Genomic DNA, 24077 nt, shown 5'->3' with positions numbered 1-24077 from the left:
GTGAGCAGCTCCTTCAGCCGGACGTCCACACCATTAATTAATACTTTTCGTCTATACTTTGGACACCATACTACATGGTATTTACAGGAATAGACGACATTGTTGTTTGATTTATATGTTGTGTTCATATTTATATTATACTATGGTTCATTAGTTAATACAATTACTATTTTGTCCATCTTCAATTACTTGCATAAATTCGATGGACGCGTCTTATATCCCCATAACTGAAGCAAGGGGTTTTACGACGCATTGGATAAAAACAGGCAATGAAATCGCCGCCTGGTTTCAAAACACGCCATATTTCATGAAATGCTTTTTGCTTATCAAGAAATGCATGAAAACCATTCATACTGACAACGGTATCAACAGATTCATTCTCCATTTGCAGGTTCCCCACATCCCCCTGAATACATTTGATATGCGCATGACTACCAAGTCTTTTTCTGGCTTGTTCAAGCATATCCATGCTGTAATCAATACAAGTAATATGTGCATTTTTCAGAGAGCTCCATTTGTTTTCCGTAAATATAGCAGTTCCAACCGGAACATCAAGAAGATTTCCTGAAAAGTCATCAGGAACATATGATAAAACTTTTCGTGCTATATCATTATCATCCGTGCCACTCCAAAATAGCTTAATATACAGTTTGCTGAAAATATTTCTTTGCGTAAGAACATCGTCATATATATTTTTTGATGTTTCATAAGCATTTTGTATTTTGTCTGCCATATTACCCTCCAAATTTAATTTTAATTCTAAAAGCTTAAAACTATCGTTCTCTAATCTTCCTGACATTACGATTCATGAGGTGTCTTCCAATATGTCTATAAGCAAATGCTTTAAAGGCTGAAATTTCTTGATGATGTTCCTTCAACAGTTCATCTGGACAATCATAAACACCAAAATCCTGATTGATTCCCTCGCTCTGAATATAAGTATTGTTCCTATCAAACTCAATAATGAGATTTCTGAAATCCTTGACTGCTACTCCATAACCGCAAAATGCACCTGTACATTCCGAATTTTGTTCCTGTAACTTCTTTATGTAGGTTTTATCCAAAATGAAAGCTTCCAGTTCGTACCACTGATTTTCGAAATTAATTTCTACCCAGCTATGGAAAATACTTTTTGGAGCATTACGGTAAACAAACCCGGTCATAGCCCCTTTCTGCAATCTTTTATCAATCGTAAAACCATGTACTCTGCATGGAATATTGCAGGCACGTAAAAGTGCCATAAATAAAGTTCCTTTTGTATTACATTGTCCATAACCATCTGCAAGTACTTTTGAAGCTGAAATTCCGTCATCAATATTATATCCAAATAAAACATCATCTCTTACATAGTTGTAGATTGCCTTAATCCTTTCAAATTCACCCATTTCCTTCCATTTCATATTTTGAATAAGTTTTTGAATTGCCGGATTAGAAAAATCAACCATTCGTGTTTCCCTAAGATACTTATCTTTCATTTCCTATCGCCTTTCCCATAGATTTTCTCACAACACAATGCATTCGCATACCTTTACGAATTTCAAATTTTTCTACTTTTAATCCTGCTTTTTTGCAACATTTTATGACCACATCTCTTGTTGGCACTTGGACATCTCCATGTCCGCATATATTTGCCAACGGCATTTCCAATGTATTCATTAGCCATACCAATACTTTATTGTCACTGGTCACATCTCTCAGTATCAATCTTCCATTTGGGCGAAGACATCTTTTCACACTGTCAAAAAATGCCTGTGGATCCGGATAATGATGGAAGCTCATAGAACAAATAATTGCATCAAATGAATCCTTTTCAAAAGGAAAGTTCTCACAGTCTCCTACAACAAATGTTGTATTTGGTATATTTTTCTTTTTTGCCTGTTCAATCATTGCCGGAGTCAGATCCAGTCCTGTATAATGCCGGTCTGGATGTTTTTCTGCTAATAAAGAAATCATCGGAGCAGGCCCACAGCCTGCATCCAATAAATTTCTAAATGGCTCCTTCTCTAATTCTTCCAGAATATCCGGATAATCTTTCTTGCACATTTTGTAAATGCCAGCATGGTTACTTTCATATCTTCCTGCTGCTTTTGTAAACTCTTTAATTGACAATTTTTTATATTCTTCATTTTTCATGCTTTTTTCTCCAATCACTGTACCTTTTTCGCCTTGCATCCGCATTTCTTCATTTTTTTCATATAAGCATAAAACTGCTTATGCAATTCCCTCATTTCATCTGGTGCCTTCATAGCATGTTGATACATAAATTTATCTCCAAAACTGCTTCCAAATGTAACTGCCAGCATAATCGTCAGAAATGACAATGGTAAAAAGCGAAAAATATTCATTTTCCATGGTGACAGTTTACCCTTTTGTTTTCGCAAAAAATTAAAATTTCTTTTCAGCCTTTCTGCTGTTTTCCTCATGATTTTCCATTCTTTTCCCACTTTCTCCGGATCGTCTGATTCATAATACGCATCTGCAATCGGTACCACCATAGCAAGATGACAAAGCTGCCATAGATGCATATCCGTTACTTTCTGGTATGGTATATGAGCATGCCTCAATATCTCTGAAAACTGCTTAGTTCTTTCGGATTTATTTCCTGATATTTCTGCAAATGTTGTCGGCTGAATCAACCTTGGAGTAAGTGCTGCATCAAGGATACCATCATCATTTATACTTCCGCCTGCTCCTGGAAAAGCCGGTAATATTCTTCCTTTTCCGACAATGTCTTCCCATTTATTGTAACTGTCCAGTGAATTTATCATTGTAACAATCGTATTACTTTTATTATTTTTCAATTCAGTAAGTGCTTCATACAGCTGGTTTTCCCGGACAGTAAGCAAGACAAAATCATAAATATCATCGTTTGGTAGTTCTCCAAGAATCCTAATCTCTGCCTTTATTACTTCCTGATTTTTCTTATATTTCAATCCATTATTTCTTAAAGCCTCAAGTCTTTTACCTCTGGCATAAATATTTGTATCATAACCGGCTTCTGCAAATAAAGCCGCATACAAGGATCCAATCACACCAGCACCATAAATCAATATTCTCATAAGAATCTTTCCTCTCCTCTTACCCCAGTGCCACATCCAAGATCATCATCAAACTAAATCCAAGTGCAAAGAAAAGCGTACCGATATTCGAGTGCTGTCCCTGAGACATTTCCGGAATTAGTTCTTCAACCACGACATATAACATAGCTCCTGCTGCAAAGCTGAGTAAATATGGTAATGCCGGGATTACCAGCTGTGCGACAAGAATCGTCATTACTGCTCCAATCGGTTCAACGACTCCTGAAAGTACACCTCCCAGAAATGCCTTTCTCTTACTTTCACCCTCTGCCCTAAGCGGCATGGATATAATCGCTCCTTCTGGAAAATTCTGGATAGCAATTCCAAGTGATAAAGCAAGTGCACTTGTTGCTGTAATCTGTGCATTTTCAGCAAGAAATCCTGCATACATTACACCAACTGCCATACCTTCAGGGATATTATGTAATGTAACTGCCAACACCATCATCGTAGTACGGCCAAGTTTGCTTTTCGGTCCCTCTGCCTGATCACTTCCAACATGAAGATGTGGAATCAAATGATCAAGTGCGAGTAAAAACAATATACCAATCCAGAACCCAACAACTGCCGGAACAAACGATAAAGTTCCCATATTCTCAGATTGTTCAATTGCCGGAATCAGAAGACTCCAGATTGAAGCAGCAACCATTATACCTGCTGCAAACCCTGCAAGTGCACGTTGCAGTAACTTGCTAAGTGTTTTTCTCATAAAAAACACGCATGCTGCACCTAGCGTTGTTCCAACAAATGGAATCAGTATACCTTCAAAAACATTCATTAGCATTATGTATTCCTTTCTGTATAGTCAAAAGTACTTTCACATCGTTCCGTTGTTAGCTTTAACTAACTACCATGTATAAAAGAAACCGTGCAAAAAGCAAACTGTAATTTCACACGGTTTTCCTTATGTTTAAGTATATCACTTACGAAATCATATAACAATATAATTCTTTTAACAATTTACGAGAGAAAGATCATCCATGTATGCACGATCTGCAAAAATCTCAGATGCTGTGCGAAGCCCCTTGCTCTCAGCGATATCACCAAGAACTGCTCCTGCACAGTAATAAACGATCAGATCTTTGTCATACTCGCAGATTGCCTCACAGATCGCTGTGGAAATATCCTCGTCATACTGGCAGCCATTCCCCATTGCTCCATGAGGAGCGACATGCTGAAGCTTCATTCCGTAGCTCTTGGTAAATGCAGCCAGTGCTCCGATCTGGTATCTGACATAATTCTTAACTTCATCATGAGAGAGAACCATCTTTCTTCGTCCAAAGCCAAGAAGATCCGGATATCCAGGATGGGCTCCAACCATAACGCCACGTTCCTTTGCCATGCGGACTACCTTATCCATTACCATCGGATCGCCTGCATGCCAGCCATATGCAACATTTGCTGTTGTGACATATTTGATGATCTCTTCATCGCCGCCAAGCTTATATGCGCCAAAGCTCTCACCCATGTCACTGTTTAAGTCGATACTGTACATGTTGCTACCTTTCTTTACTTGTTGAAAGTATAACATGTTAAATAAAAATAATAAAATAGATTATTTTTTCAGAATATATTAATATTTTCTATATTTCTTTTGCAATAAATTTTACTTTTCTTTGATCCGTTCTTTGAAAAGCTGTTGACAAAGATTTTTATATATGATTAAATAGTCATATGAACATTAATTCATATATTCATATAAAAAACAAACGAATCAGCAAGGAGAGTTCATATGGAAGAAAAATTAAAGAAAGATTCCATGAAGTCCGCAGATTCCTGCGGCTGCGGTCACGAGCATGCGCATCACAGCCATGATGAGCATGAAGAACATCACGATCATGAGCACCATCACCATGATGAGCACTGCGTCTGTGGTTGCGAGAATCATGACCATGAAGATCATGAACATGAGCATCATCACCACCATGAGCACTGCGGCTGTGGTTGTGAGGATCATAAACATGAACATCATGAACACGAGCACTGCGGCTGTGGCTGCGGGGATCACGAGCACGAACATCATGAACACGAGCACCATCACAGCCATGGCGAGCACTGTGGTTGTGGCTGCGAGGATCATGAGCACGAACATCATGAACACGAGCACCATCACAGCCATGGCGAGCACTGCGGCTGTGGCTGCGAGGACCATGAGCACGAACATCATGCACACGAGCACCTTCACAACCATGACGAGCACTGCGGCTGTGGCTGCGAGGATCACGAGCACGAACATCATGCACACGAGCACCTTCACAACCATGACGAACACTGCGGCTGTGGCTGCGAGGATCACGAGCACGAACATCATGAACATGAGCATCATCATCACCATGACGAGCACTGCGGCTGTGGCTGCGAGGATTCCGAACACGAACATCATGCACACGAACACCATCACCACCATAACGAGCACTGCAGCTGTGGCTGCGGGGATCACGAGCATGAGCACCATGGTCACTCCCACAATGCTCTCACCGCAAAGCGTGTCTACATTCTGGAGAACCTCGGCTGCGCTCACTGTGCTTCCAAAATGGAGGAACGGATCCAGGCTCTTGAAGGCGTCGAAAGCGCTACCATTACTTTTGCAACAAAACAGCTTCGCTTAGGGGCTGCAGATCCAGACGCTCTGCTTCCGCAGATCCGCAAGATCTGCACATCCATTGAGTCTGAAGTTAAAGTTGTTCCGAGAAATCCAGCTCCGGCAGCTTCCACTGACACAACAACCAAGACCTATCTTCTGGAGAATCTAGGCTGCGCTCACTGCGCTTCCAAAATGGAGGAACAAATTGCAAACCTTGAAGGCATTTCCGAAGCAACCATCACTTTTGCAACAAAACAGCTTCGCTTAACTGCAAAGAATCCGGATCGATACCTGGATCAGATCCGTAAGATCTGTACATCCATTGAATCCGAAGTTCTTGTAAAAGAAAAGGATCCGAAGCCAAAGGCTCAGTCCCCAAAAACAGTGACTCACACAACCGCTTCCAAGAAGAAATTTTTCTCCAAGGAAAACGTAGATATCATCTGCATTATCATCGGTGCAGTACTCTTCGTTGCCGGAGAGATCATGGAACACAAAGGCTTTGGTACCAGTGCCACTCTTCCTGTATTTGTGATCGCATACCTGGCGCTTGGGGGTGTTATCGTTGTAAAAGCTGCCAAAAACATCTCTCACGGACAGATTTTTGATGAAAACTTTCTCATGAGCATTGCAACACTTGCCGCTTTTGCCATCAATGATTCTGCTGAGGCCGTAGGCGTTATGCTCTTTTACCGCATCGGCGAGCTTTTTGAGGAAAAAGCCGTTGAACGAAGCCGCGGGCAGATCATGGATGCCGTAGACCTTCGTCCGGAAGTTGTAAACCTGGTCACAGGCGATGATATCCAGGTAATTCCCTCTGAAGAGGCTCAGATCGGAGACATTCTTCTGGTCCGTCCCGGAGACCGCATCCCTCTTGATGGTATCGTAATTGAGGGAAACAGCCGTATCGACACTTCTCCGATCACAGGAGAGCCTGTACCGGTTGCTGTAAATGAAGGTGATGAGATCACTTCTGGTTGCGTCAACACTTCCGGCCAGCTTAAGATCCGCGTGGAAAAACCTCTGGAAGAATCCATGGTCACTCGTATTCTGGATTCCGTAGAAAACGCGGCAGCAAGCAAACCGAAGATCGACCGCTTTATCACACGTTTTGCCAGGGTTTATACTCCTTGTGTTGTAGGAATCGCAGTGGCAACTGCCATACTCCCATCCCTTGTTACCGGAAACTGGCATTACTGGATCTACACAGCCATTACTTTCCTGGTAATGAGCTGCCCTTGTGCTCTTGTACTTAGTATCCCGCTGGCCTTCTTCTCTGGGATTGGTGCCGGTTCCAAAAAGGGTATCCTTTTCAAGGGTGGCCTTTCCATCGAAGGATTAAGTAAGCTCGGCGCTGTGATCATGGATAAGACCGGTACTATCACAGAGGGTAACTTCCAGCTTCAGAAGGTTGTTGCCACCGGTAAATACACGGAAAATGAACTCCTTTCCATGTGTGCAGGCTGTGAACAGAACTCCACACATCCTATTGCAAACAGCATCGTTGCTGCCGCAAAGGAACGTGAGATCCAATTTGAAAAACCGATCTCCCTGGAAGAAATTTCCGGTCACGGGATCGTTGCGGAAATGCCGGAGGGAAAAGTTCTCTGCGGAAATCGCAAGCTGATGGATAAATTCGGAGTTACAATCGGAGAATTAAAGGAAGCCGCTTACGGCTCTGAAGTATTTATGGCAGTAAACGGAACCTTCGCAGGATATATGCTGATCTCCGATACCATCAAACCTGACGCAAAGGAAGCCATTGCTTCTCTGAAAAAGCTTGGTCTCCACACCGTTATGCTCACTGGAGACTCCGAAGACAGTGCACAGGCTGTAGGAAAAGATGCCGGGATCGATGAGATCTATGCAAAGCTTCTTCCGGAGGATAAGCTCAATGCCCTGAAAAAGGTCCGCCAGGCACATGGAACGGTTATGTTTGTCGGTGACGGTATCAACGACGCTCCTGTTCTTGCAGGTGCTGATGTAGGTGCTGCCATGGGAAGCGGTGCAGATGCTGCCATTGAAGCCGCAGATGCCGTATTTATGAATTCCAATGTAGATGCGATCCCTCAGTCTATCGCCATTGCACGAAGCACAAACCGTATTGCATGGCAGAACGTAATATTTGCCCTGGTGATCAAGATCGCAGTTATGATCCTTGGTCTTGCCGGACATGCCAACATGTGGATGGCCGTATTTGCAGACACTGGCGTTGCCATGATCTGCGTGCTGAATTCCATTCGTATCCTGTATAAAAAATAAGATCCGTTCTGCAGGGCAGATATCCTGCAGCGGATCCCTGTGCATCCATACAACTCCCCAGTGATGCAGAAAAGAATTTGACCGGTGCGTTTTTTTCAGCTACAATAGAAGTTAACAGTTTGGAGGATGCGCAAATGAAGAAAACACATATAGATTACCCGATCAATGATGATACACTGTACCGGCTTGCCGACCTGTTCAAGGTTTTCGGTGATCCTACCAGGATCCGTATCCTGTACGTACTTTCTGTGGAAGAGCTCTGTGTTCAGGATATTGCCGATCGTCTTTCCATGACCCAGAGTGCCATTTCCCATCAGCTCCGGGTACTGAAGCAGATGTCACTGGTCAAATTTCGAAGAGACGGAAAAACCATTTACTACTCCCTGGCAGACAGCCATGTGGCAACCATCATGAATCAGGGTCTGGAACACGTTACAGAAGAATAACGCATAAAACACAATGCAAAAAGCCAATCTGCTTCCTAATGGAAGAACAGATTGGCTTTTTTCTCTGCCTTACTCGTGCATCATTTGTATTTATCCCTCGCCCTGTGGTGAAGCACCATCGCTCCGTATGCAGGCATCTTCACCTGAAGAATCCCTGCATCTGCAATATATTCTTCCGGCATTTCCGTATAACCCTCTCCGGAAGAAAGCATCAGGCGCTGAAAAGCCGTTGCTTCTTTCCGGCTTACACCGGTTTTCCAGGCTGTTACCCTTATGTCTCTCTCCTGATCCTGATTATTAAGGATCACTATGATCTGTTCAGAATCAGAAAAACGACCATAGCTCAAGCCCTGATGATCGTTCCACAGAAATTCCAGGGAACCCTTTGCAAGAATCGGATATGCCTTGTGTATGCAGATCATACGTTTATGAAAGTCCAGCATCTCCTGGTCTTCTTTTCCCCAGGGATAAGTTCTGCGGTTATCCGGATCTGTAAAGCCGCAGACGCCGGCCTCATCCCCGTAATATACCGTAGGCGCACCAGGCCACGTCATCTGGATCACAACAGCCTCTCTCATGATGGCAGGATTTATGCCCGCAGATGCTGCCTCGGCGCCTGCATAGGAAAGCCTTCCTACTCTGTGATTGGTCCTTGTCAGAAATCTGGAATGGTCATGGTTTGAAAGCTCATTCATGGCTCCATAAAGCGCTCCCATATGCAAAGACTGCATATGATGCTTCATCGCCCCGATAAAGGCCTCACTGTTGCCATAAAGGTCCTCCCGGTACTCATCACTGTGCTTCTCCATTCCGGTCAGGAACCAGGTTACAGGCTCCATAAAAGCGTCATAGTTCATAACCGTATCCCACTCATCGCCGCGAAGCCAGCTTTCCGGATTTCCGTAGTGTTCTGCAAGGATCACTGCATCAGGATTGGCTTCTTTTACTGTCCTCCGGAACTCTTTCCAGAAGTGATGGTTAAAATCATTGCTGTGGCCCAGATCTGCAGCTACATCCAGTCTCCAGCCGTCTACGTTATACGGCGGCGAAACCCATTTTCTGCCCACATCAAGGATCGTCCGGCAAAGCTCCTCAGATTCTTCGTAGTTCAGCTTTGGCAGGGTATCATGGGTCCACCAGCCGTCGTAGGTTGGATTATAGGGCCAGCGGTTCTGATCCTGGAAGCAGAAGAAAGAACGATAAGGGCTGTCCGCCGAAACATAGGCCCCCTTTTCGTAGCCTTCCTGATTTTCGTAGATCCGTTCCCTGTCCATCCATTTATTAAAGGATCCGCAATGGTTAAATACCCCATCCAGGATCACTTTCATCCCTCTTCTGTGAATTTCCTCCACAAGCTCCTGAAAAAGCTTATTACTGGCCTCCAAATTCCGTTTATCGGTCACACGGCGGATATATTTAAGGGCATGACTGTTGTCACTGTCTCCGGGACTTAACAGACCATCACAGTCCTCTACGATCCTTCCGATATGCGGATCGATATGATCGTAATCCTGACAGTCATACTTATGGTTGCTGGGAGAAACAAAGACCGGATTCAGATAGATCACATCCACTCCAAGCTCCTGAAGATAATCCAGCTTATCCATAACTCCCTGAAGATCGCCGCCATAAAATTCCCGGACACCCATCACAGCCGGAACCTTTTCCCAGTTATCCACTTTTACGGAAGTGTCCCCGATATAGAAATATTCCCCTGTTTCCACATCATTGGAAGGATCTCCGTTACAGAAACGATCCACATAAATCTGATACATCACAGCACCCTTCAGCCACTCAGGCACATGATATCCGGGATAAATCTCAAATTCTGTCCGTTCCTCATGTCTGGTGCTTACACCATTTGTATCATAATAACAGGTAACAAGTCCTGAATGGATCTCAAAGTAATATCGTACAAGATCTTTTCCCATTACGATCTGTGCAGTATAATAATCAAAGCTTCCGGAAGTTTTTTCCCGCTTCATTTCCAGATATTCTCCGTCATGCACAAGACAGACGTTGTCCACGTTATTTCTCTGGGTACGAAAACGGATCGTAACTGTATCACCTTCCCGCGGCTCCACAGGTGTACGGTAATATTCCGTCCCGTCACTGAACATTGCGTCTTTATTTAATACCGGACTCATATTGAGTATATACCGCATCTTCTTTGCAGTCTCCATGCTTTCATATAACATTCTATCTTCCTCATTCCGTTTTTAGTACCATGTTTTAAATATATTATCTTAATTTTTTCCATCCCGCAAGCATATATATCTGTTTTCTCCGTAATTCGTCTTTTATTTTTGGGCAGTAAAAAAGGCAGCTGGTTAAGCTGCCTTTTTTGGAGAAGGTATTTCTTCTTATGGGGTGTAGCAAAAACTATATAATGTATTGGGGGGTTTTTACGGTATTTATAGTACCATGTGTCCACCAAAAAGTGTGCACAAAGTTCACAAAATTCAATATTTTTTTTTGTGCATTTTATTCGTTTGTTTTTGCAACCTCTTCTTTTTCTGTTGTAAAAAGTGCTTCAAACTCTTCACGATGTATCTTTTCCTTCTCGAGAAGAAGGGCCGCACAGCTGTGAAGAACACCGATATTCTCACGGATGATGCTCTCTGCATTCTCATGGCACTCACGGATGATACGGGAAATCTCCCCATCAATCTCTCTTGCCACTTCCTCACTGTAGCCTCTGGTATGTGCCAGATCACGGCCGATAAATACCTCATCGTCATCGTTGCCGTAAGCGATCAGACCGATTTTTTCAGACATACCGTATTTCATTACCATAGAGCGTGCAGTCTCTGTGGCACGTTTGATATCATTGGAAGCACCGGTGGTGATATCTCCGAAGATGATCTCCTCAGCCACACGTCCGCCAAGAAGCGTGGTGATATCCTCCAGCATTTTGTTCTTTGTATTAAACATCTCATCATTATCCGGCAGCGGCATGGTGTAGCCGGCAGCTCCCATTCCCGTAGGGATAATGGAAATGGTGTATACCGGATCCATATGAGGAAGTACATGGAACAGGATCGCATGGCCTGCTTCATGATAAGCTGTGATCTTTTTCTCTTTATCAGAGATGACCTTGCTCTTCTTTTCTGCACCGATCCCGACCTTGATGAATGCTTTCTTGATATCCTTCTGCATGATATAAGGACGGCCCTCTTTTGCAGCATCAATAGCAGCTTCGTTAAGAAGGTTCTCCAGATCTGCACCTGTAAATCCTGCGGTTGTCTGGGCAATCTGGCGAAGATCCACATCATCTCCCAGCGGTTTGTCCTTGGCATGGACCATAAGGATCTCTTCTCTGCCCTTAACATCCGGGCGTCCCACATCGACTTTACGGTCAAATCGTCCCGGACGGAGGATCGCAGGATCCAGAATATCCACACGGTTGGTCGCTGCCATTACGATGATTCCTTCATTTACTCCAAAACCATCCATCTCTACAAGAAGCTGGTTCAACGTCTGCTCTCTCTCATCGTGGCCGCCGCCCATACCGGTTCCTCTCTGACGGGCTACCGCATCGATCTCATCAATAAAGATGATGCACGGTGCATGACGCTTGCCCTCTTCAAAAAGATCTCGTACACGGGAAGCACCGACACCAACAAACATCTCCACGAAATCGGATCCAGAAATGGAGAAAAACGGAACTCCGGCCTCTCCTGCAACTGCCTTCGCGAGAAGAGTTTTACCTGTTCCCGGAGGGCCCACAAGGATCACGCCTTTCGGGATCCTGGCACCTACCTTGGTATACTTCTGTGGGGATTTCAGGAAATCCACCACTTCCTCCAGATCCTCCTTCTCCTCCTGAAGACCTGCAACATCCTTGAACGTTACTTTCTTATCATCAGGGGACGACATCCTGGCTCTGCTTTTTCCGAAGTTCATCATCTTCGCATTGCTTCCGCCGCCTCCGGACATCTGCCGGTTCATCATCATAAAGAAAAAGAGAAAGATCGCGCCGGTAAGCACTACCGGAAGTACTGTTCCGATCATGGAGCTGTCCTTGGGTACATTGCGGATCGTCGGATCGATATCATGTTCTTCAAGAAGCGCCTCCGCTTCCTTTACATCGGTTACGTAGACTGTCTTCTGACCGTCTGAAACAATGTTTGCTGTTACATAACCGGTGGGCACTTCTCTGTTCTGATGGATCACCGCATCCGTCACTTTGTCTTCTTCCAGAGCCTTTTCCAGCTGACCCATTGTGTAGCTGCCCTGGGTAGATACCTGGTCATTGAGATACAGATATCCTGCGATCAGTGCCACAATAAGCAGAAGGTACAGGCCTATCTTACCTGAATGCTTGCTCACTTGGTTAAATCTCCTTTCAGTCCTGAAGCTCCACTACTCCGATGTAAGGAAGGTTTCTGTATTTCTGGGCATAATCAAGTCCGTATCCTACTACAAACTCGTCCGGAATATTGAAGCAGCAGTAATCTACCTCTACATCTGTCACACGTCTCTCCGGTTTGTCAAGAAGTGTACAGAGTCTGATGCTTGCCGGATGTCTGCCCTTCAGGATACGCAGCAGATAGCTTAAGGTTCTGCCTGAATCAATGATATCCTCTACGATCAGAACATCTTTCCCGTCCAGTGGCTGATCCAGATCCTTGACGATCTTTACAACACCGCTGGATTTCGTATCATCACCGTAACTGGACACAGACATGAAATCCAGTGTTACCGGGCGTGTGATCCTCTTGGCAAGCTCACACATAAAGAAAACGCCGCCTTTCAGAACGCAGATCATGTGTACATCTTTTCCGTCATAATCCTTGTTGATCATATCTGCAACTTCCTGGATACGGGCATCTACCTCTTCTTCACTGAGTAAAACCCTGATTTTTTCGCTCATGCTAAAGCTCCTCCTTGGTAATGTAATTCTAACACTCTCCCTGTAGTGGAAGTGATCTTATACTTCTCGTTCATCCGTCCTCCCGGGATCCAGAGTATCTCAGATCCTGCCGCAACAACCGGAAGCCTGTCTCTCATCTCCGCCGGAATCTTCTCATCAATAAAGATCCGGTTCAGCTTCTTTCTTCCGCCTTCACTGTTTACAGTAAGATAATCTCCCTGTCTTCTGGTCCGAACGCATGGACTATTTTTTATTTTATCATAATCAAACCATTTCGTATACTTTTTTTCTTCAATCTTCTGTTTCTTATAAGAAAAAATTTTCGACTCAAAAACTCCGAAAGGACTTTCCAGAATTCCAGGTACCGGAAGCTCCATAGACATTTCTCTGAGACCTGCCGATACTTTTTTTTCAGTGGAAACAGCGTTCTCTCTGTCTGATGCAGAGTTCTTTTTCAGACATACCCCTCCGTACTGTCGTATTACCCGCAGCGATTCCGGAAGGTTGATATAACGACCGTTTTCTTTTTTTTGAAGCGAAAGGACCTGGTCCACATGAAGAGATGTAAAGTCCTTACGTTTTCCTGCCAGTATCTCAAACGCCTCCATCACCGCATATTCCTGAAGGATAGGATCCTGTGCAAAAAATTTTTCATCCAGAAGATAGCCATTTTGTTTCCGGCAGCCTGCCAGAAGCTCCCTTCCCTTTTTCTGAAGATACGAATCTGCCTCTGCCAGAACCCGTGCGGTTTCTGCCATATGCTCCACCGCTTTTGCATTGATCTTCTGTTCCATAGCCGGAAGAATATGGTTACGGATCCGGTTTCTTGTATAGTCATCTGAAAGATTGCTGCTGTCTGTGATATAGGAAATACCTCTCTCTTTCAGATAATTGACGATCTCCTTCCGTTCTAAACACAAAACCGGCCGGATGATCTCACCATTTACCGCCTGTATCCCGGAAAGTCCCCGGATACCGGTTCCCCTTGCCAGATGATGCAGCATAGTCTCTGCCAGATCGTTGCGATTATGTGCCAGCGCAACCCGGAACTGTCCGTTCTTTTTTGACTGTTCTCCGGAAAAACCAAGTCTCTTTTTTTCCTCCTGAAATGCCTGTTTTCGCACGATCCTTCCGGTTTCTTCTTCTCCCAGCTTCCACTTTCCGGAAAGCTCCGGAACCGGATAATGCCTGGACCGGAAAGGGATTCCCCAATCCCGGCAGATTTTTTCCACAAACTGCTCATCCCGGTCCGCCTCCTGGCCCCGGATCCCATGATGGACATGAACCACTTCCATGGAAAAACCGATCTCTTTCTGAAGACTTTTCAAAATATGAAGCATTGCTATGGAATCCGCCCCTCCGGAAACCCCTGCCACAACCATATCCTCTGCTTTCAGCATCCGATTGTCTCTGATATATTTTCTTACACGTGTGATCATTTTTTCTCCTGTAACCAAAAATACTCTATTTTTTCCACAATCCTGCCACAACTACTGTCATATCATCCCTGGCATGATAATCACTGTATCCCAGGACCCTTTCCAGTATTCCCCGTCCCATCTCCCTGGGCTCTTTTTCCCGGACATCCATAATGATCTCCTTCATGGTTTCCTCTTCCCGTTCTGTAGGAAGTGCATCCAGAACTCCATCTGTCATCATGATCAGATAATCTCCATGATAAAGCTTCCTTGAGGCAGTATCAAAATCCAGCTGCTGGACCAAGCCTGCTGCAAGATTTTCCGAAGCAATGGATTCCACCCAGTGATCTCTTTTAATAAATGTGGAAGACGCCCCTGCTTTCAGAAAATCACAGATCCCGGTATAAAGATCCACCGCACAGATATCAACAGTAGAAAACATCCCTTCCCGTCCTTTCAATAGCAGTGCGGAATTCACCATTCTGGCAGCTGTCTCCTGAGAAAAGCCGGATTCCAGAAACTGTTCCAGAAGTTCTACCACGATCTCGCTTTCTTTAAACGCTTCTATTCCGGAACCCATCCCATCAGACAGACAGAGAAAAAACCTGCCATCCTCTTCCTGACGACAGATATAATTGTCTCCGGAAACCTTTTCCGCTTCTCTTGTAAGCCGCGCTACTCCGTAAAGCATCTGATAACTGACATCCTCCACAAAATGGACCATACGAAAATCTCCATTTACAATACTGCGGCTGTCGGCGTCCGGCGTCATGGAGCTTCCGCAGATTCTGGACAGGATCTGTGCGATCTCTGTCATGGAAACACACTGTCCGCTCCTGGCTCTCAGATTCAGAAATATCTGCCGTCTTCCTTCGATCTTATCCATGACCCAGACATTCTTTACAAGTACATGTTTTTTACGAAGAGCCTTTTTCAAATCTTCCTGAAACTGCGGATCTGCCGGCATGATATCATACAGCTCTTCTGCCATATGATCCATGATCCTCGAGATTTCCGTCAGCTGCTGTGCAACTGCAAGCCGGCTTTCAATCATCCGGTTATCCCACACGAGATTCTGCCTTTCTTCACGAAATCCCTCATTCAGGACCTGAAAATACTGGGCGGAACGGCCACATGCTCCCATCCATTCACTGCGTACTCTCTGGATACTCTCTTCATTGCCTTCCTCCATGGTACGGATCATATTCTCACTGCCCCGCATGGTTTCCCCGGCACGCTCTCCCCAGCAGATCTCTCTCTGATAACATCTGGAACATACAGCCGCACTGGTGTCCGATATGATACGGTTCAGCTGTCCTCCGCTCAAAAATTCCTTACGGTAAGGCATTCCGTAGAATGTATCCGCAAGCTTCCGGAAGGATGCTGCATACCGTTCCACTTTTTCCTTCTGGGGATGGCTTTCACAAAGCGGCAGCATTTCTTCTTTTTCCTTCGTTTTTCCCGAAAAGACAGTTTTTGCCATGTCCCGGAGTATCAGCAGTATGCTGACTACGAGCATGGCAATGATCCATTCCTGCATATTTTCCCCTCCCCTTATAACCTTCACTGACTGAACATTATAAAGGAAGATCCCTGAAATATCTGTCAAAGCCGCACGAAAATGTCAAAAAAAATTTCGTCGAAACCTTTGATTTTCAGCTATTTTTCTTCCTGAAACACGATCTCGTTGTCTTTCACAAGTCCCAGCTTCTCACGAGCCGCCTCTTCCACATATTCGTCGGTCTTCATATGTTCTTTCTCTGCTTCGATCTCCTTGGTACGTTCCTTCTCACTTTCAATGGACTTCTCCAGTGCTGTAGCTTTGGAATCATAATAATCCCTGCGCCGTTCCAGAGTCTTACTCTGCAGCATAAGGCTTCCCAGCAACACCAGTGCGATCACCATGATCCCCGCCATGCCAAGATAATTATATCCGATCCGTTTTTTTTCTTTTCCCTTTTTTGGATTTTTCAATCTGCTGCTCCTTTTTTACACAATCTGATCTCTTTACCTTTTACGAGCTTATACATCCAAATTTTACAACTTCTTCAAAAAAATATCAACCGGTTTGCTGTCATTTTAGCTTTAATGGAACAGTCTTTTTAAAAGGGATCCTTCTTTTTTGTCCTTTTTCCTGCCAAGATAGGTAAGACTGTCGATTTTTCCCTCCAAGCTAAGCTGCCCGCTTTTCAGATCAAGATGTTTTACATGAAGTCCTTCGCCTTTTATGGATAACTTTCCTTCCTCTGTATGCAGCAGTATTTCTTTTTCATCGAAAGAGATCACCTCCCGGATTCCCGTTATGGTGCCGCCTTTCTGCCGCTCCAGCATCAGACTGTGAAATGCTGCCGGTTTCTTCTCGTCCAATCCATACCTCCCTGGGGATGATTTCTCTTTTATTTTATGAAAAATCCATCCGGAATAGACCATCACGCCCAAACGGCAGCTGTCCCTGCATCAGATATAGCGGAACATGCTTTCCACCTCATCCTTTTTTACCGTTTCCTTAACTTCCAGGACTTCAACCTTTACATTACGGCTTCCAAACTGGATCTCCACAGTGTCACCGGTCTTTACCTGTACAGAAGCCTTGGCCGGCTTGTCATTGACCAGAACTCTTCCTGCATCGCAGGCTTCATTTGCCACCGTACGGCGTTTGATCAGTCTGGATACTTTCAGATATTTATCAAGACGCATAATTTTTCCTCCTAAAAAAGCAGGGGAAACCAAAAACCGGTTTCCCCTGCCGTTATCACTCTGAACCAACAGATTATTTACCGTTGACAACGTCCTTTAAAGCTTTTCCTGCTTTGAACTTCGGAGACTTGGAAGCCTCGATCGTCATGGTCTCACCAGTCTGAGGATTTCTTCCCTCTCTTGCAGCTCTTGTGCTTACTTCGAAAGTTCCAAATCCAACCAGCTGAATCTTCTCGCCTTTTTTCAGTTCATCTGTTACAACATCGATAAAAGATTTCAGAACAGCTTCTACATCTTTCTTGGAAAGATTGGTGTCTTTCGCCATTGCTGCCACTAACTCTGTTTTATTCATGGTGTTTCCTCCTATAATTGATGTTCTCTTATTTTTGACTTTGCTTTATATATATACCGCTTTTGGCTTATAATGTCAAGGTTTTTCGCATATTACAGGCGGAATGTGACCATTTTATCATTTCATGGAATCAACCATTTCAAGAACAGCCTTGCCCATTGCATCGGATTTCTCGTCTGCATCTGCAAGAGATGTTCCCTTAACGCCATAATAGAATTTAACCTTAGGCTCTGTTCCGGACGGTCTTACGCAAACCCATGCATCATCGGTAAGCTCATAGTAGAGAACATTGGAATTCGGAAGTCCTGTCGGCTTCTTCTCACCTGTTGCAAGATCTGTGATCTCATCCAGCTTGTAGTCACGTACAGCAGTCACCTTATGTCCGGCAAACTCAGCAGGCGGATTCTGACGAAGTGTTGTCATGATCTCCTGGATCTTCTGAAGACCCTCGATACCCTTCATGGTAACTGCCTGAATGGCATCCTTATAGTAACCGAACTCCTCATACATATCGATCATTGCATCCCAGAGAGTCTTGCCCTGTGTCTTATAGTAAGCAGCAGCTTCGCAAAGTGCCATGGTAGCAACAATGGCATCCTTGTCTCTTGCATAGGTTCCGATCAGGCAACCGTAGCTCTCCTCAAATCCGAAAAGATATGTACCCTTGCCACTGTTCTCAAATCCGAGGATCTGCTGTCCGATGTATTTGAATCCGGTAAGTACTTCAATAAGATTCACGTTGTATCCCTTGGCAATGGCATCTGCCAGGTTTGTTGTAACGATAGTCTTTACAAGAGCTCCGTCCTCCGGAAGGCTTCCGTTTACAGCCTTTCTCTGGCTCAGCTCATAGTTTGCAAGAAGGCATCCGGACATGTTACCGGTAAGATCATGATACTCTCCGTTTTTATCCTTTACGCGGACGCCAAGACGGTCTGCATCCGGGTCTGTGGCAAGTACGATGTCTGCATCCACTTCCTTCGCAAGCTTCAGGCCAAGCTCAAATGCCTCTGCTGCCTCCGGGTTCGGATAGCTGACTGTCGGGAAATCCCCGTTCGGAAGCTCCTGCTCCGGTACTACATATACATTCTCAAATCCAAGCTCTTTAAGGATCCTTCTGGCCGGGATATTGCCGGTTCCGTGAAGAGGTGTGTAAACGATCTTCAGGTTCCTGCCCTCTGCCTGGATTGCATCCATATGGATGATCTGTTTCTTAAGCTCTGCCATGTAAGCATCATCGACAGCCTGTCCGATCACTTCGAAAAGTCCTGCCTTTACTGCGTCTTCCTTGTCCATGGTCTTTACGGTATTCCAGTCGGAGATCGCCTTTACCTCGCCCATGATACCGGAATCATGAGGTGGTGTGATCTGCGCGCCGTCCTCCCAGTAAACCTTGTATCCGTTGTATTCCGGAGGATTGTGGCTGGCTGTTACGTTGATACCTGCCACACAGCCCAGATGACGTACTGCAAAGGAAAGCTCCGGTGTCGGACGAAGTGTCTCAAAGATATAAGCCTTGATCCCGTTTGCTGCCAGGCAAAGTGCTGCTTCCTGGGCAAACTCCGGTGACATATGACGGGAATCATATGCGATAGCAACTCCCTGGGATTTCTTGTCAACCTTGGCAATATAGTTGGCAAGCCCCTGGGTTGCTCTTCTTACCACATAAATATTCATACGGTTGGTACCTGCGCCGATGATACCACGCAGGCCTGCCGTACCAAACTCAAGATCCATATAAAAACGCTCTTTGATCTCATTTTCGTCGTCTTTGATCGCTTTCAATTCTTCTTTTGTCGCCTCATCGAAGTATGGGTTTTCAAGCCACTGATTATAGATTTCTTTATAATCCATGTTCCAAAATACCTCCCTGTTTCTTTATATAAGATACTTAATATTATATAACAATTTTCAGAAAAAGGGAAGTTTTGTTTTTGTCACATTCAGAATCATTACTGTCTGAAGCACTGTTTTGAAAATTCCTCCCACTGTTTTTTCTGATGGATCAAGGTTCTCAGCTTTTCCACATTTTTTCCGGAGATCACAGCCTTGTTATGTGTATAATAATGATTTGCCAGTTTCCAGTATTTTTCCGGATAACAGAACCGGACTCTCAGATTCTGCCACTCAGACTCCGAGAGCGGTCGTACGGAATCATATGCAGAAAGCATCTTCTGCGCGAGGTGCAGATCCCAGCTGTATTTCTCCAGGATTTTCCGCATAAATCGGTACAGATCTGCCATCTGCACATCAAAGCTCCAGTGACTGAAATTCGTCACCGCTGTGTTTTTCCCAAGTATCAGCACATTATGCTGATTATATTCGCCATGACAGATACTGCCACTTTGAAGAGACTGCTGCCGCAGATTTTTATAATCCGTGGTTTCCAGCATAGCTGCCGCTTCTTCTCCTTTTTGCAGAAACCATTCCACGCTTTTCAGATAATCCTTCTCAAAAGAATTGACCGCTCCTTTTTTTCGGATAAAACGGCGTATTTTTTTCATTTCCTGATTATGCCGGATATATTCTTCCTGCAGATTTCTTCCCGCATAATCCATTTCCACAGGAAGCTGCATGATCTTGTGGATCTGTGCCAGAGTCCGGATGCTTTTTAAAATATCGTTTTCGGATCTCGTGTCACATTCCCGTCCCTCAAACCAGATCTGTGCAGTATATGGAACAGAATCTTTGTCCCTGCTTACCAGTACGCCTTCCCTGTTTCTGAGATAGGCGTCCACAAGACAGTTCTGTTCTTTCATTTTTTCAAGAAGCTGCTGCTGCATGGAAAGCTTTTTTTCCGAGCCATGAAATTCCCGGAGTATCACCGGACCTTTTTCTGTCCGGCACAGAAGTGCCCCCCGCACCCTGCCGGAGAATGAAGCCGTAAGCCCATACTGCTCCAGCACGCTCAACCCATAATCATACAAAAAAGTTCCCCCCTGCCTTATTTTACGTTCTATTTTATGCAGGGGGGATTTTTGTTATTCTATTCGGTTTTTATGCTGTCTTTTTCTGCTGTTTCAAGAAGTTTTTCTTTTGTATTAAGGGTTGGATCTTTCAGCACACAGTCAAGAAGTCTTTCGAGCAGTGCTCCCAGTGCCGGTCCGGCCGGATGTCCTGCCTTTATAAGATCCTTTCCGGAAACTGCCAGGGTTTTCAGAGATGTACATTCACCTCTTTCAAGGATTCCCTGATAAGCTTCCGTCACACCGCTTAACCGTGCCAGCTTCTCCTCCCTCCTGTAAGTACTCTGGGATAAAAGATCTGCCTTCTGCACTTTCAGATACAGCGGAAAAAGCTCTTCTCCGATAAGATTCACAGCTCTCCGCACATCCTCGGCGTCCGGAGTGGGACGAAGATCATGATACCGGATCAGACGACAGGTATTTCGGATCGTTACATTATCAAATTTCAGACGGCGCAGGATCTTTCCTGCCAGCTTTTCGCCTGCCGGTCCGTGAGTCTTAAAGTGGTCTCTTCCATTCTCATCTGTCTTTTTTACAACCGGCTTGGCAATGTCATGAAGAAGCATGGTGATACGAAGAAGCCTGTCATTCTCGATCTCCGTAAGGCTTTTCAGGATGTGCTCGCCTACGCTGCAGCAGTGATGGGGGGTATTCTGCGCTGTTTCCATACAGGCATCAAATTCCGGAAGAAATTCCCGGGTAAGGCCTGTCTCCCAGGCTGTCCGGAGGTAATCCGGATGATCGGATACCAGAAGCTTTACAAGCTCTGTCTGGATACGTTCTGCACTTACATGTTCCAGATTTCCGGACATTTTTGTAAGGGCAGCCTTCGTATTTTCCTCCACGGTAAATCCAAGCTGTGCGGAAAAACGCACTGCACGGAGCATCCGAAGGGCATCCTCTGTAAAACGTTCTACCGGATCACCAACACAACGGATGATCTTCCTATTGATATCCTCCATTCCGCCAAACAGATCCACCAGTCCATGCTCCGGATGATAAGCCATGGCGTTGATGGTAAAATCTCTTCGCTTCAGATCTTCCTCAAGACTTCTGGTAAAAGTCACGGCATCCGGGTGGCGACCGTCATGATATTCTCCGTCTACACGGTAGGTTGTCACCTCAAAGCCCTCTTTGCCCATCATTACAGTTACTGTTCCATGCTGGATCCCCGTATCTACAGTTCTGTGAAAAAGCTCCTTCACCTGCTCCGGAAGTGCGGAGGTAGTGATATCCCAGTCCCCAGGCACCCGGTCCAGGATGGAATCCCGGACGCAGCCGCCGACTACATAAGCCTCATAGCCGGCTTCATTGAGAGTACGCAGGATCTGTTCTGCTTTTTGTGGTATGTTGATCGTCATAATAACTCCTCTTGATGATCGCTGCTGTCCATTCAAAACACGTTTATATTTCGCTGTATCAACTCCATGTCAGCAGCTGAATAATATTCTGATATGTTTTCCTTAACGCTATTATAACATAGATTCATAAAAACAGCGGAGCATATTTTGCCCCGCCGTTGTTTCTGCAATATGGTTCCTGTTCACTCCGTTCTCAGTAACACGCTTCGCGATGCACAGAATTTATGCTGATCGCATAAATTCGCGCGGTATGTCTCGGGTTTTCTGTGACCTTCGCTCACACAAAACACCTCGCGGGACATTACCAGTGAACAGTAACGCAATATGATCATCCCACTTTTTTGAAGTGGCCTGCTGTATTTTTTAGTATGCGCGTCCCCAGTAAACCATCTTCTTAGCCGGTTTTCCGCAACATACGCAAACGTCGCTTAACTGCTCCTGCTCAAATGGCATACATCTGGATGTTGCCTGGAAATCTTCCTTGATCTTGTCCTCACATGCACGATCACCGCACCACATAGCTTTGATGAATCCCGGTTTGCTGTTGATGATCTCACCGAACTCCTCATAATTCTTTGCTACGTAAGTATGTGACTCTCTGTGTGCACGTGCGCGCTCCAGCATATCATGCTGAATGGTATCCAGAAGCTCTTTTACCTTATCTGCAAGCTCCTCGAAGGATACTGTGTATTTCTCACGGGTATCTCTTCTGCAGAGAACTGCCTGGCCGTTTTCGATATCCTTCGGGCCACATTCCACACGAAGCGGGATACCACGCATCTCCTGCTCAGCAAACTTGAATCCCGGGCTCTTGTCTGTAGCGTCAACCTTTGCACGGATGCCTGCTGCCTTCAGTGCTGCAAGAAGCTCATCAGCCTTCTCCATAACGCCCTCTTTACGCTGCTGGATCGGGATGATCACAGTCTGTACCGGAGCGATCCTCGGAGGAAGAACAAGTCCGCTGTTATCACCGTGAACCATGATGATCGCACCGATCATACGGGTTGTCATTCCCCAGGATGTCTGGTGAACATATTTCAGTGTGTTATCTTTATCTGTGTACTGGATTCCGAATGCTTTGGCAAAGCCATCTCCAAAGTTATGGCTTGTACCGGACTGGAGAGCCTTACCGTCGTGCATCAGAGATTCGATGGTATAAGTAGCCTCAGCACCTGCAAATTTCTCCTTGTCTGTCTTCTGGCCTTTGATGACCGGAATCGCAAGAACTTCCTCGCAGAAGTCTGCATAGATGTTCAGCATCTGGATGGTACGCTGCTCCGCTTCCTCAGCTGTTGCATGAGCAGTATGTCCCTCCTGCCACAGGAACTCTCTGGAACGAAGGAAGGGACGTGTTGTCTTCTCCCAACGGACAACGGAACACCACTGATTATATACCTTTGGAAGATCTCTGTGGGACTGGATCTCTTTCTGGTAGAAATCGCAGAATAGAGTCTCAGAAGTCGGACGCACGCAAAGTCTCTCCTGCAGCGGATCAAGGCCGCCATGAGTCACCCATGCAACCTCCGGAGCAAAACCTTCTACATGATCTTTCTCTTTATCAAGAAGAGACTCCGGGATAAAGATCGGCATGTAAACGTTCTCTACACCGGTTTCTTTAAATCTGCGGTCAAGCTCATGCTGGATATTCTCCCAGATTGCATAACCTGCAGGTTTGATCGCCATACAGCCCTTAACACTTGTATAGCCACAGAGCTCAGCCTTCTTAACAACGTCTGTATACCACTGAGCAAAATCCTCATCCATAGATGTGATGGCCTGTACTAATTTCTTTTCTTTTGCCATGATAAATCTCCTTTTTCTTGTGATCTGTTACATATTGCCGGCTGTCAGGCAGCCACAGCAATCCGGAATCCTTCCAGCTTACTCTTCTGTCCCATAAACCGTACACTGTATTTACAATCCTGTTTTACGGACAAAAAATAAGCCATCCAAATCCCTCACAAGGGACCGAATGACTTCGGCGGTACCACCCCAGTTAACAGCCTGAAAAGCTGTTCTCTCAACACCCGTTAACGCCGGA

22 protein-coding genes and 1 pseudogene are annotated in these 24077 nt (G+C 45.1%); 2 read left to right on the top strand and 21 right to left on the bottom strand.

The genetic code is table 11. The annotated features are described in order from the left end of the window. The 8 genes and pseudogenes from ABCM67_RS02015 to ABCM67_RS01980 all read right to left on the bottom strand — a co-directional run. Nucleotides 1-128: transposase (locus tag ABCM67_RS02015; protein WP_192926232.1), on the bottom strand; the 128-nt coding region annotated here is incomplete at its 3' end. A 53-nt stretch (nt 129-181) separates the two neighbouring features. After that, on the bottom strand, nt 182-733 hold the full coding sequence (locus ABCM67_RS02010) for a class I SAM-dependent methyltransferase (protein WP_161209992.1): 552 nt from the start codon (nt 731-733) through the stop codon (nt 182-184). A gap of 43 nt (nt 734-776) precedes the next feature. Next, nucleotides 777-1475 (bottom strand): annotated as a pseudogene (locus ABCM67_RS02005) (transglutaminase family protein); the annotation flags it as partial. Beyond that, complete coding sequence (locus ABCM67_RS02000; RefSeq protein ID WP_147603324.1) at nt 1465-2133, bottom strand: class I SAM-dependent methyltransferase; 669 nt, start codon at nt 2131-2133, stop codon at nt 1465-1467. The pseudogene ABCM67_RS02005 and the gene ABCM67_RS02000, both read right to left, overlap by 11 nt. 14 nt (nt 2134-2147) lie before the next feature. Next, a complete protein-coding gene (locus ABCM67_RS01995; protein ID WP_129975382.1) occupies nt 2148-3059 on the bottom strand; it encodes a 2-dehydropantoate 2-reductase N-terminal domain-containing protein in 912 nt (303 codons plus the stop codon). Nucleotides 3060-3078: 19 nt separating this feature from the next. Further along, nucleotides 3079-3861, bottom strand: a complete 783-nt coding sequence (locus ABCM67_RS01990) for a ZIP family metal transporter (RefSeq protein WP_207740670.1) — start codon at nt 3859-3861, stop codon at nt 3079-3081. Nucleotides 3862-4029: 168 nt separating this feature from the next. Continuing rightward, complete coding sequence (locus ABCM67_RS01985) at nt 4030-4572, bottom strand: 5-oxoprolinase subunit PxpA (RefSeq protein WP_022427366.1); 543 nt, start codon at nt 4570-4572, stop codon at nt 4030-4032. A gap of 249 nt (nt 4573-4821) precedes the next feature. After that, on the bottom strand, nt 4822-5598 hold the full coding sequence (locus ABCM67_RS01980) for a hypothetical protein (protein ID WP_342992455.1): 777 nt from the start codon (nt 5596-5598) through the stop codon (nt 4822-4824). 12 nt (nt 5599-5610) lie between these two features. On the opposite strand from ABCM67_RS01980, the gene ABCM67_RS01975 reads away from it, so the two are divergent. Further along, nucleotides 5611-7923, top strand: a complete 2313-nt coding sequence (locus ABCM67_RS01975; protein ID WP_342992454.1) for a heavy metal translocating P-type ATPase — start codon at nt 5611-5613, stop codon at nt 7921-7923. 134 nt (nt 7924-8057) lie between these two features. Continuing rightward, nucleotides 8058-8369, top strand: a complete 312-nt coding sequence (locus ABCM67_RS01970; protein WP_022427364.1) for a metalloregulator ArsR/SmtB family transcription factor — start codon at nt 8058-8060, stop codon at nt 8367-8369. Between the two features lie 80 nt (nt 8370-8449). Here ABCM67_RS01970 and ABCM67_RS01965 read toward each other — a convergent pair whose 3' ends face one another. From ABCM67_RS01965 to proS, 13 genes are all read right to left on the bottom strand, one after another. Next, nucleotides 8450-10567 carry a glycoside hydrolase family 13 protein gene (locus tag ABCM67_RS01965; protein ID WP_147603326.1) on the bottom strand — a complete coding sequence of 706 codons (2118 nt, stop codon included), beginning with the start codon at nt 10565-10567 and terminating at the stop codon, nt 8450-8452. Between the two features lie 286 nt (nt 10568-10853). Further along, nucleotides 10854-12701, bottom strand: coding sequence for an ATP-dependent zinc metalloprotease FtsH (gene ftsH, locus ABCM67_RS01960; protein WP_342992453.1), 1848 nt, complete (start codon nt 12699-12701; stop codon nt 10854-10856). A 16-nt stretch (nt 12702-12717) separates the two neighbouring features. Beyond that, nucleotides 12718-13245: a hypoxanthine phosphoribosyltransferase gene (gene hpt, locus ABCM67_RS01955; protein WP_015527123.1), complete on the bottom strand. Its 528-nt coding sequence runs from the start codon at nt 13243-13245 to the stop codon at nt 12718-12720. Then, nucleotides 13242-14684 (bottom strand): tRNA lysidine(34) synthetase TilS, encoded by a 1443-nt coding sequence (gene tilS, locus ABCM67_RS01950; protein ID WP_342992452.1) that lies wholly within the window; start codon nt 14682-14684, stop codon nt 13242-13244. The genes hpt and tilS overlap by 4 nt, the downstream gene beginning before the upstream one ends. Before the next feature lie 25 nt (nt 14685-14709). Next, nucleotides 14710-16203 (bottom strand): SpoIIE family protein phosphatase, encoded by a 1494-nt coding sequence (locus tag ABCM67_RS01945; RefSeq protein WP_342992451.1) that lies wholly within the window; start codon nt 16201-16203, stop codon nt 14710-14712. A gap of 119 nt (nt 16204-16322) precedes the next feature. Then, entirely contained in the window at nt 16323-16637 is a 315-nt protein-coding gene (locus tag ABCM67_RS01940) for a septum formation initiator family protein (protein WP_227573720.1), read from the bottom strand. Between the two features lie 111 nt (nt 16638-16748). Continuing rightward, nucleotides 16749-17030: a sporulation protein YabP gene (gene yabP / locus ABCM67_RS01935; RefSeq protein WP_044960948.1), complete on the bottom strand. Its 282-nt coding sequence runs from the start codon at nt 17028-17030 to the stop codon at nt 16749-16751. Nucleotides 17031-17120: 90 nt separating this feature from the next. Continuing rightward, a complete protein-coding gene (locus ABCM67_RS01930; protein WP_015527118.1) occupies nt 17121-17360 on the bottom strand; it encodes an RNA-binding S4 domain-containing protein in 240 nt (79 codons plus the stop codon). A 73-nt stretch (nt 17361-17433) separates the two neighbouring features. Further along, the gene (locus ABCM67_RS01925) at nt 17434-17727 is read right to left on the bottom strand and encodes an HU family DNA-binding protein (RefSeq protein WP_227573730.1); all 294 of its coding nucleotides are present in this window, start codon (nt 17725-17727) and stop codon (nt 17434-17436) included. A 102-nt stretch (nt 17728-17829) separates the two neighbouring features. Next, a complete protein-coding gene (locus ABCM67_RS01920) occupies nt 17830-19563 on the bottom strand; it encodes a phospho-sugar mutase (RefSeq protein WP_015527116.1) in 1734 nt (577 codons plus the stop codon). A 98-nt stretch (nt 19564-19661) separates the two neighbouring features. Next, nucleotides 19662-20636, bottom strand: coding sequence for a hypothetical protein (locus ABCM67_RS01915; RefSeq protein ID WP_022427359.1), 975 nt, complete (start codon nt 20634-20636; stop codon nt 19662-19664). A 59-nt stretch (nt 20637-20695) separates the two neighbouring features. Beyond that, the gene (locus ABCM67_RS01910; protein WP_195635378.1) at nt 20696-22036 is read right to left on the bottom strand and encodes a CCA tRNA nucleotidyltransferase; all 1341 of its coding nucleotides are present in this window, start codon (nt 22034-22036) and stop codon (nt 20696-20698) included. 363 nt (nt 22037-22399) lie between these two features. Then, complete coding sequence (proS, locus tag ABCM67_RS01905) at nt 22400-23839, bottom strand: proline--tRNA ligase (RefSeq protein WP_022427357.1); 1440 nt, start codon at nt 23837-23839, stop codon at nt 22400-22402. Nucleotides 23840-24077 lie beyond the last annotated feature (238 nt).

Origin of the sequence: Blautia sp. 2227st1_G12_2227SCRN_220401 (assembly GCF_039062885.1) — a bacterium.
In the GTDB taxonomy this organism is placed as follows: domain Bacteria; phylum Bacillota; class Clostridia; order Lachnospirales; family Lachnospiraceae; genus Blautia_A; species Blautia_A fusiformis.
This window is presented reverse-complemented; position numbering and strand designations above follow the sequence as displayed.

What these genes read in the sequence shown, in the direction of transcription:
- ABCM67_RS02010 (WP_161209992.1), bottom strand. Translation starts at nt 733, where the DNA reads ATGGCAGACAAAATACAAAATGCTTATGAAACATCAAAAAATATATAT.
- ABCM67_RS02000 (WP_147603324.1), bottom strand. Translation starts at nt 2,133, where the DNA reads ATGAAAAATGAAGAATATAAAAAATTGTCAATTAAAGAGTTTACAAAA.
- ABCM67_RS01995 (WP_129975382.1), bottom strand. Translation starts at nt 3,059, where the DNA reads ATGAGAATATTGATTTATGGTGCTGGTGTGATTGGATCCTTGTATGCG.
- ABCM67_RS01990 (WP_207740670.1), bottom strand. Translation starts at nt 3,861, where the DNA reads ATGCTAATGAATGTTTTTGAAGGTATACTGATTCCATTTGTTGGAACA.
- ABCM67_RS01985 (WP_022427366.1), bottom strand. Translation starts at nt 4,572, where the DNA reads ATGTACAGTATCGACTTAAACAGTGACATGGGTGAGAGCTTTGGCGCA.
- ABCM67_RS01975 (WP_342992454.1), top strand. Translation starts at nt 5,611, where the DNA reads ATGGAGGAACGGATCCAGGCTCTTGAAGGCGTCGAAAGCGCTACCATT.
- ABCM67_RS01970 (WP_022427364.1), top strand. Translation starts at nt 8,058, where the DNA reads ATGAAGAAAACACATATAGATTACCCGATCAATGATGATACACTGTAC.
- ABCM67_RS01965 (WP_147603326.1), bottom strand. Translation starts at nt 10,567, where the DNA reads ATGTTATATGAAAGCATGGAGACTGCAAAGAAGATGCGGTATATACTC.
- hpt (WP_015527123.1), bottom strand. Translation starts at nt 13,245, where the DNA reads ATGAGCGAAAAAATCAGGGTTTTACTCAGTGAAGAAGAGGTAGATGCC.
- tilS (WP_342992452.1), bottom strand. Translation starts at nt 14,684, where the DNA reads ATGATCACACGTGTAAGAAAATATATCAGAGACAATCGGATGCTGAAA.
- ABCM67_RS01945 (WP_342992451.1), bottom strand. Translation starts at nt 16,203, where the DNA reads ATGCAGGAATGGATCATTGCCATGCTCGTAGTCAGCATACTGCTGATA.
- ABCM67_RS01930 (WP_015527118.1), bottom strand. Translation starts at nt 17,360, where the DNA reads ATGCGTCTTGATAAATATCTGAAAGTATCCAGACTGATCAAACGCCGT.
- ABCM67_RS01920 (WP_015527116.1), bottom strand. Translation starts at nt 19,563, where the DNA reads ATGGATTATAAAGAAATCTATAATCAGTGGCTTGAAAACCCATACTTC.
- ABCM67_RS01910 (WP_195635378.1), bottom strand. Translation starts at nt 22,036, where the DNA reads ATGACGATCAACATACCACAAAAAGCAGAACAGATCCTGCGTACTCTC.
- proS (WP_022427357.1), bottom strand. Translation starts at nt 23,839, where the DNA reads ATGGCAAAAGAAAAGAAATTAGTACAGGCCATCACATCTATGGATGAG.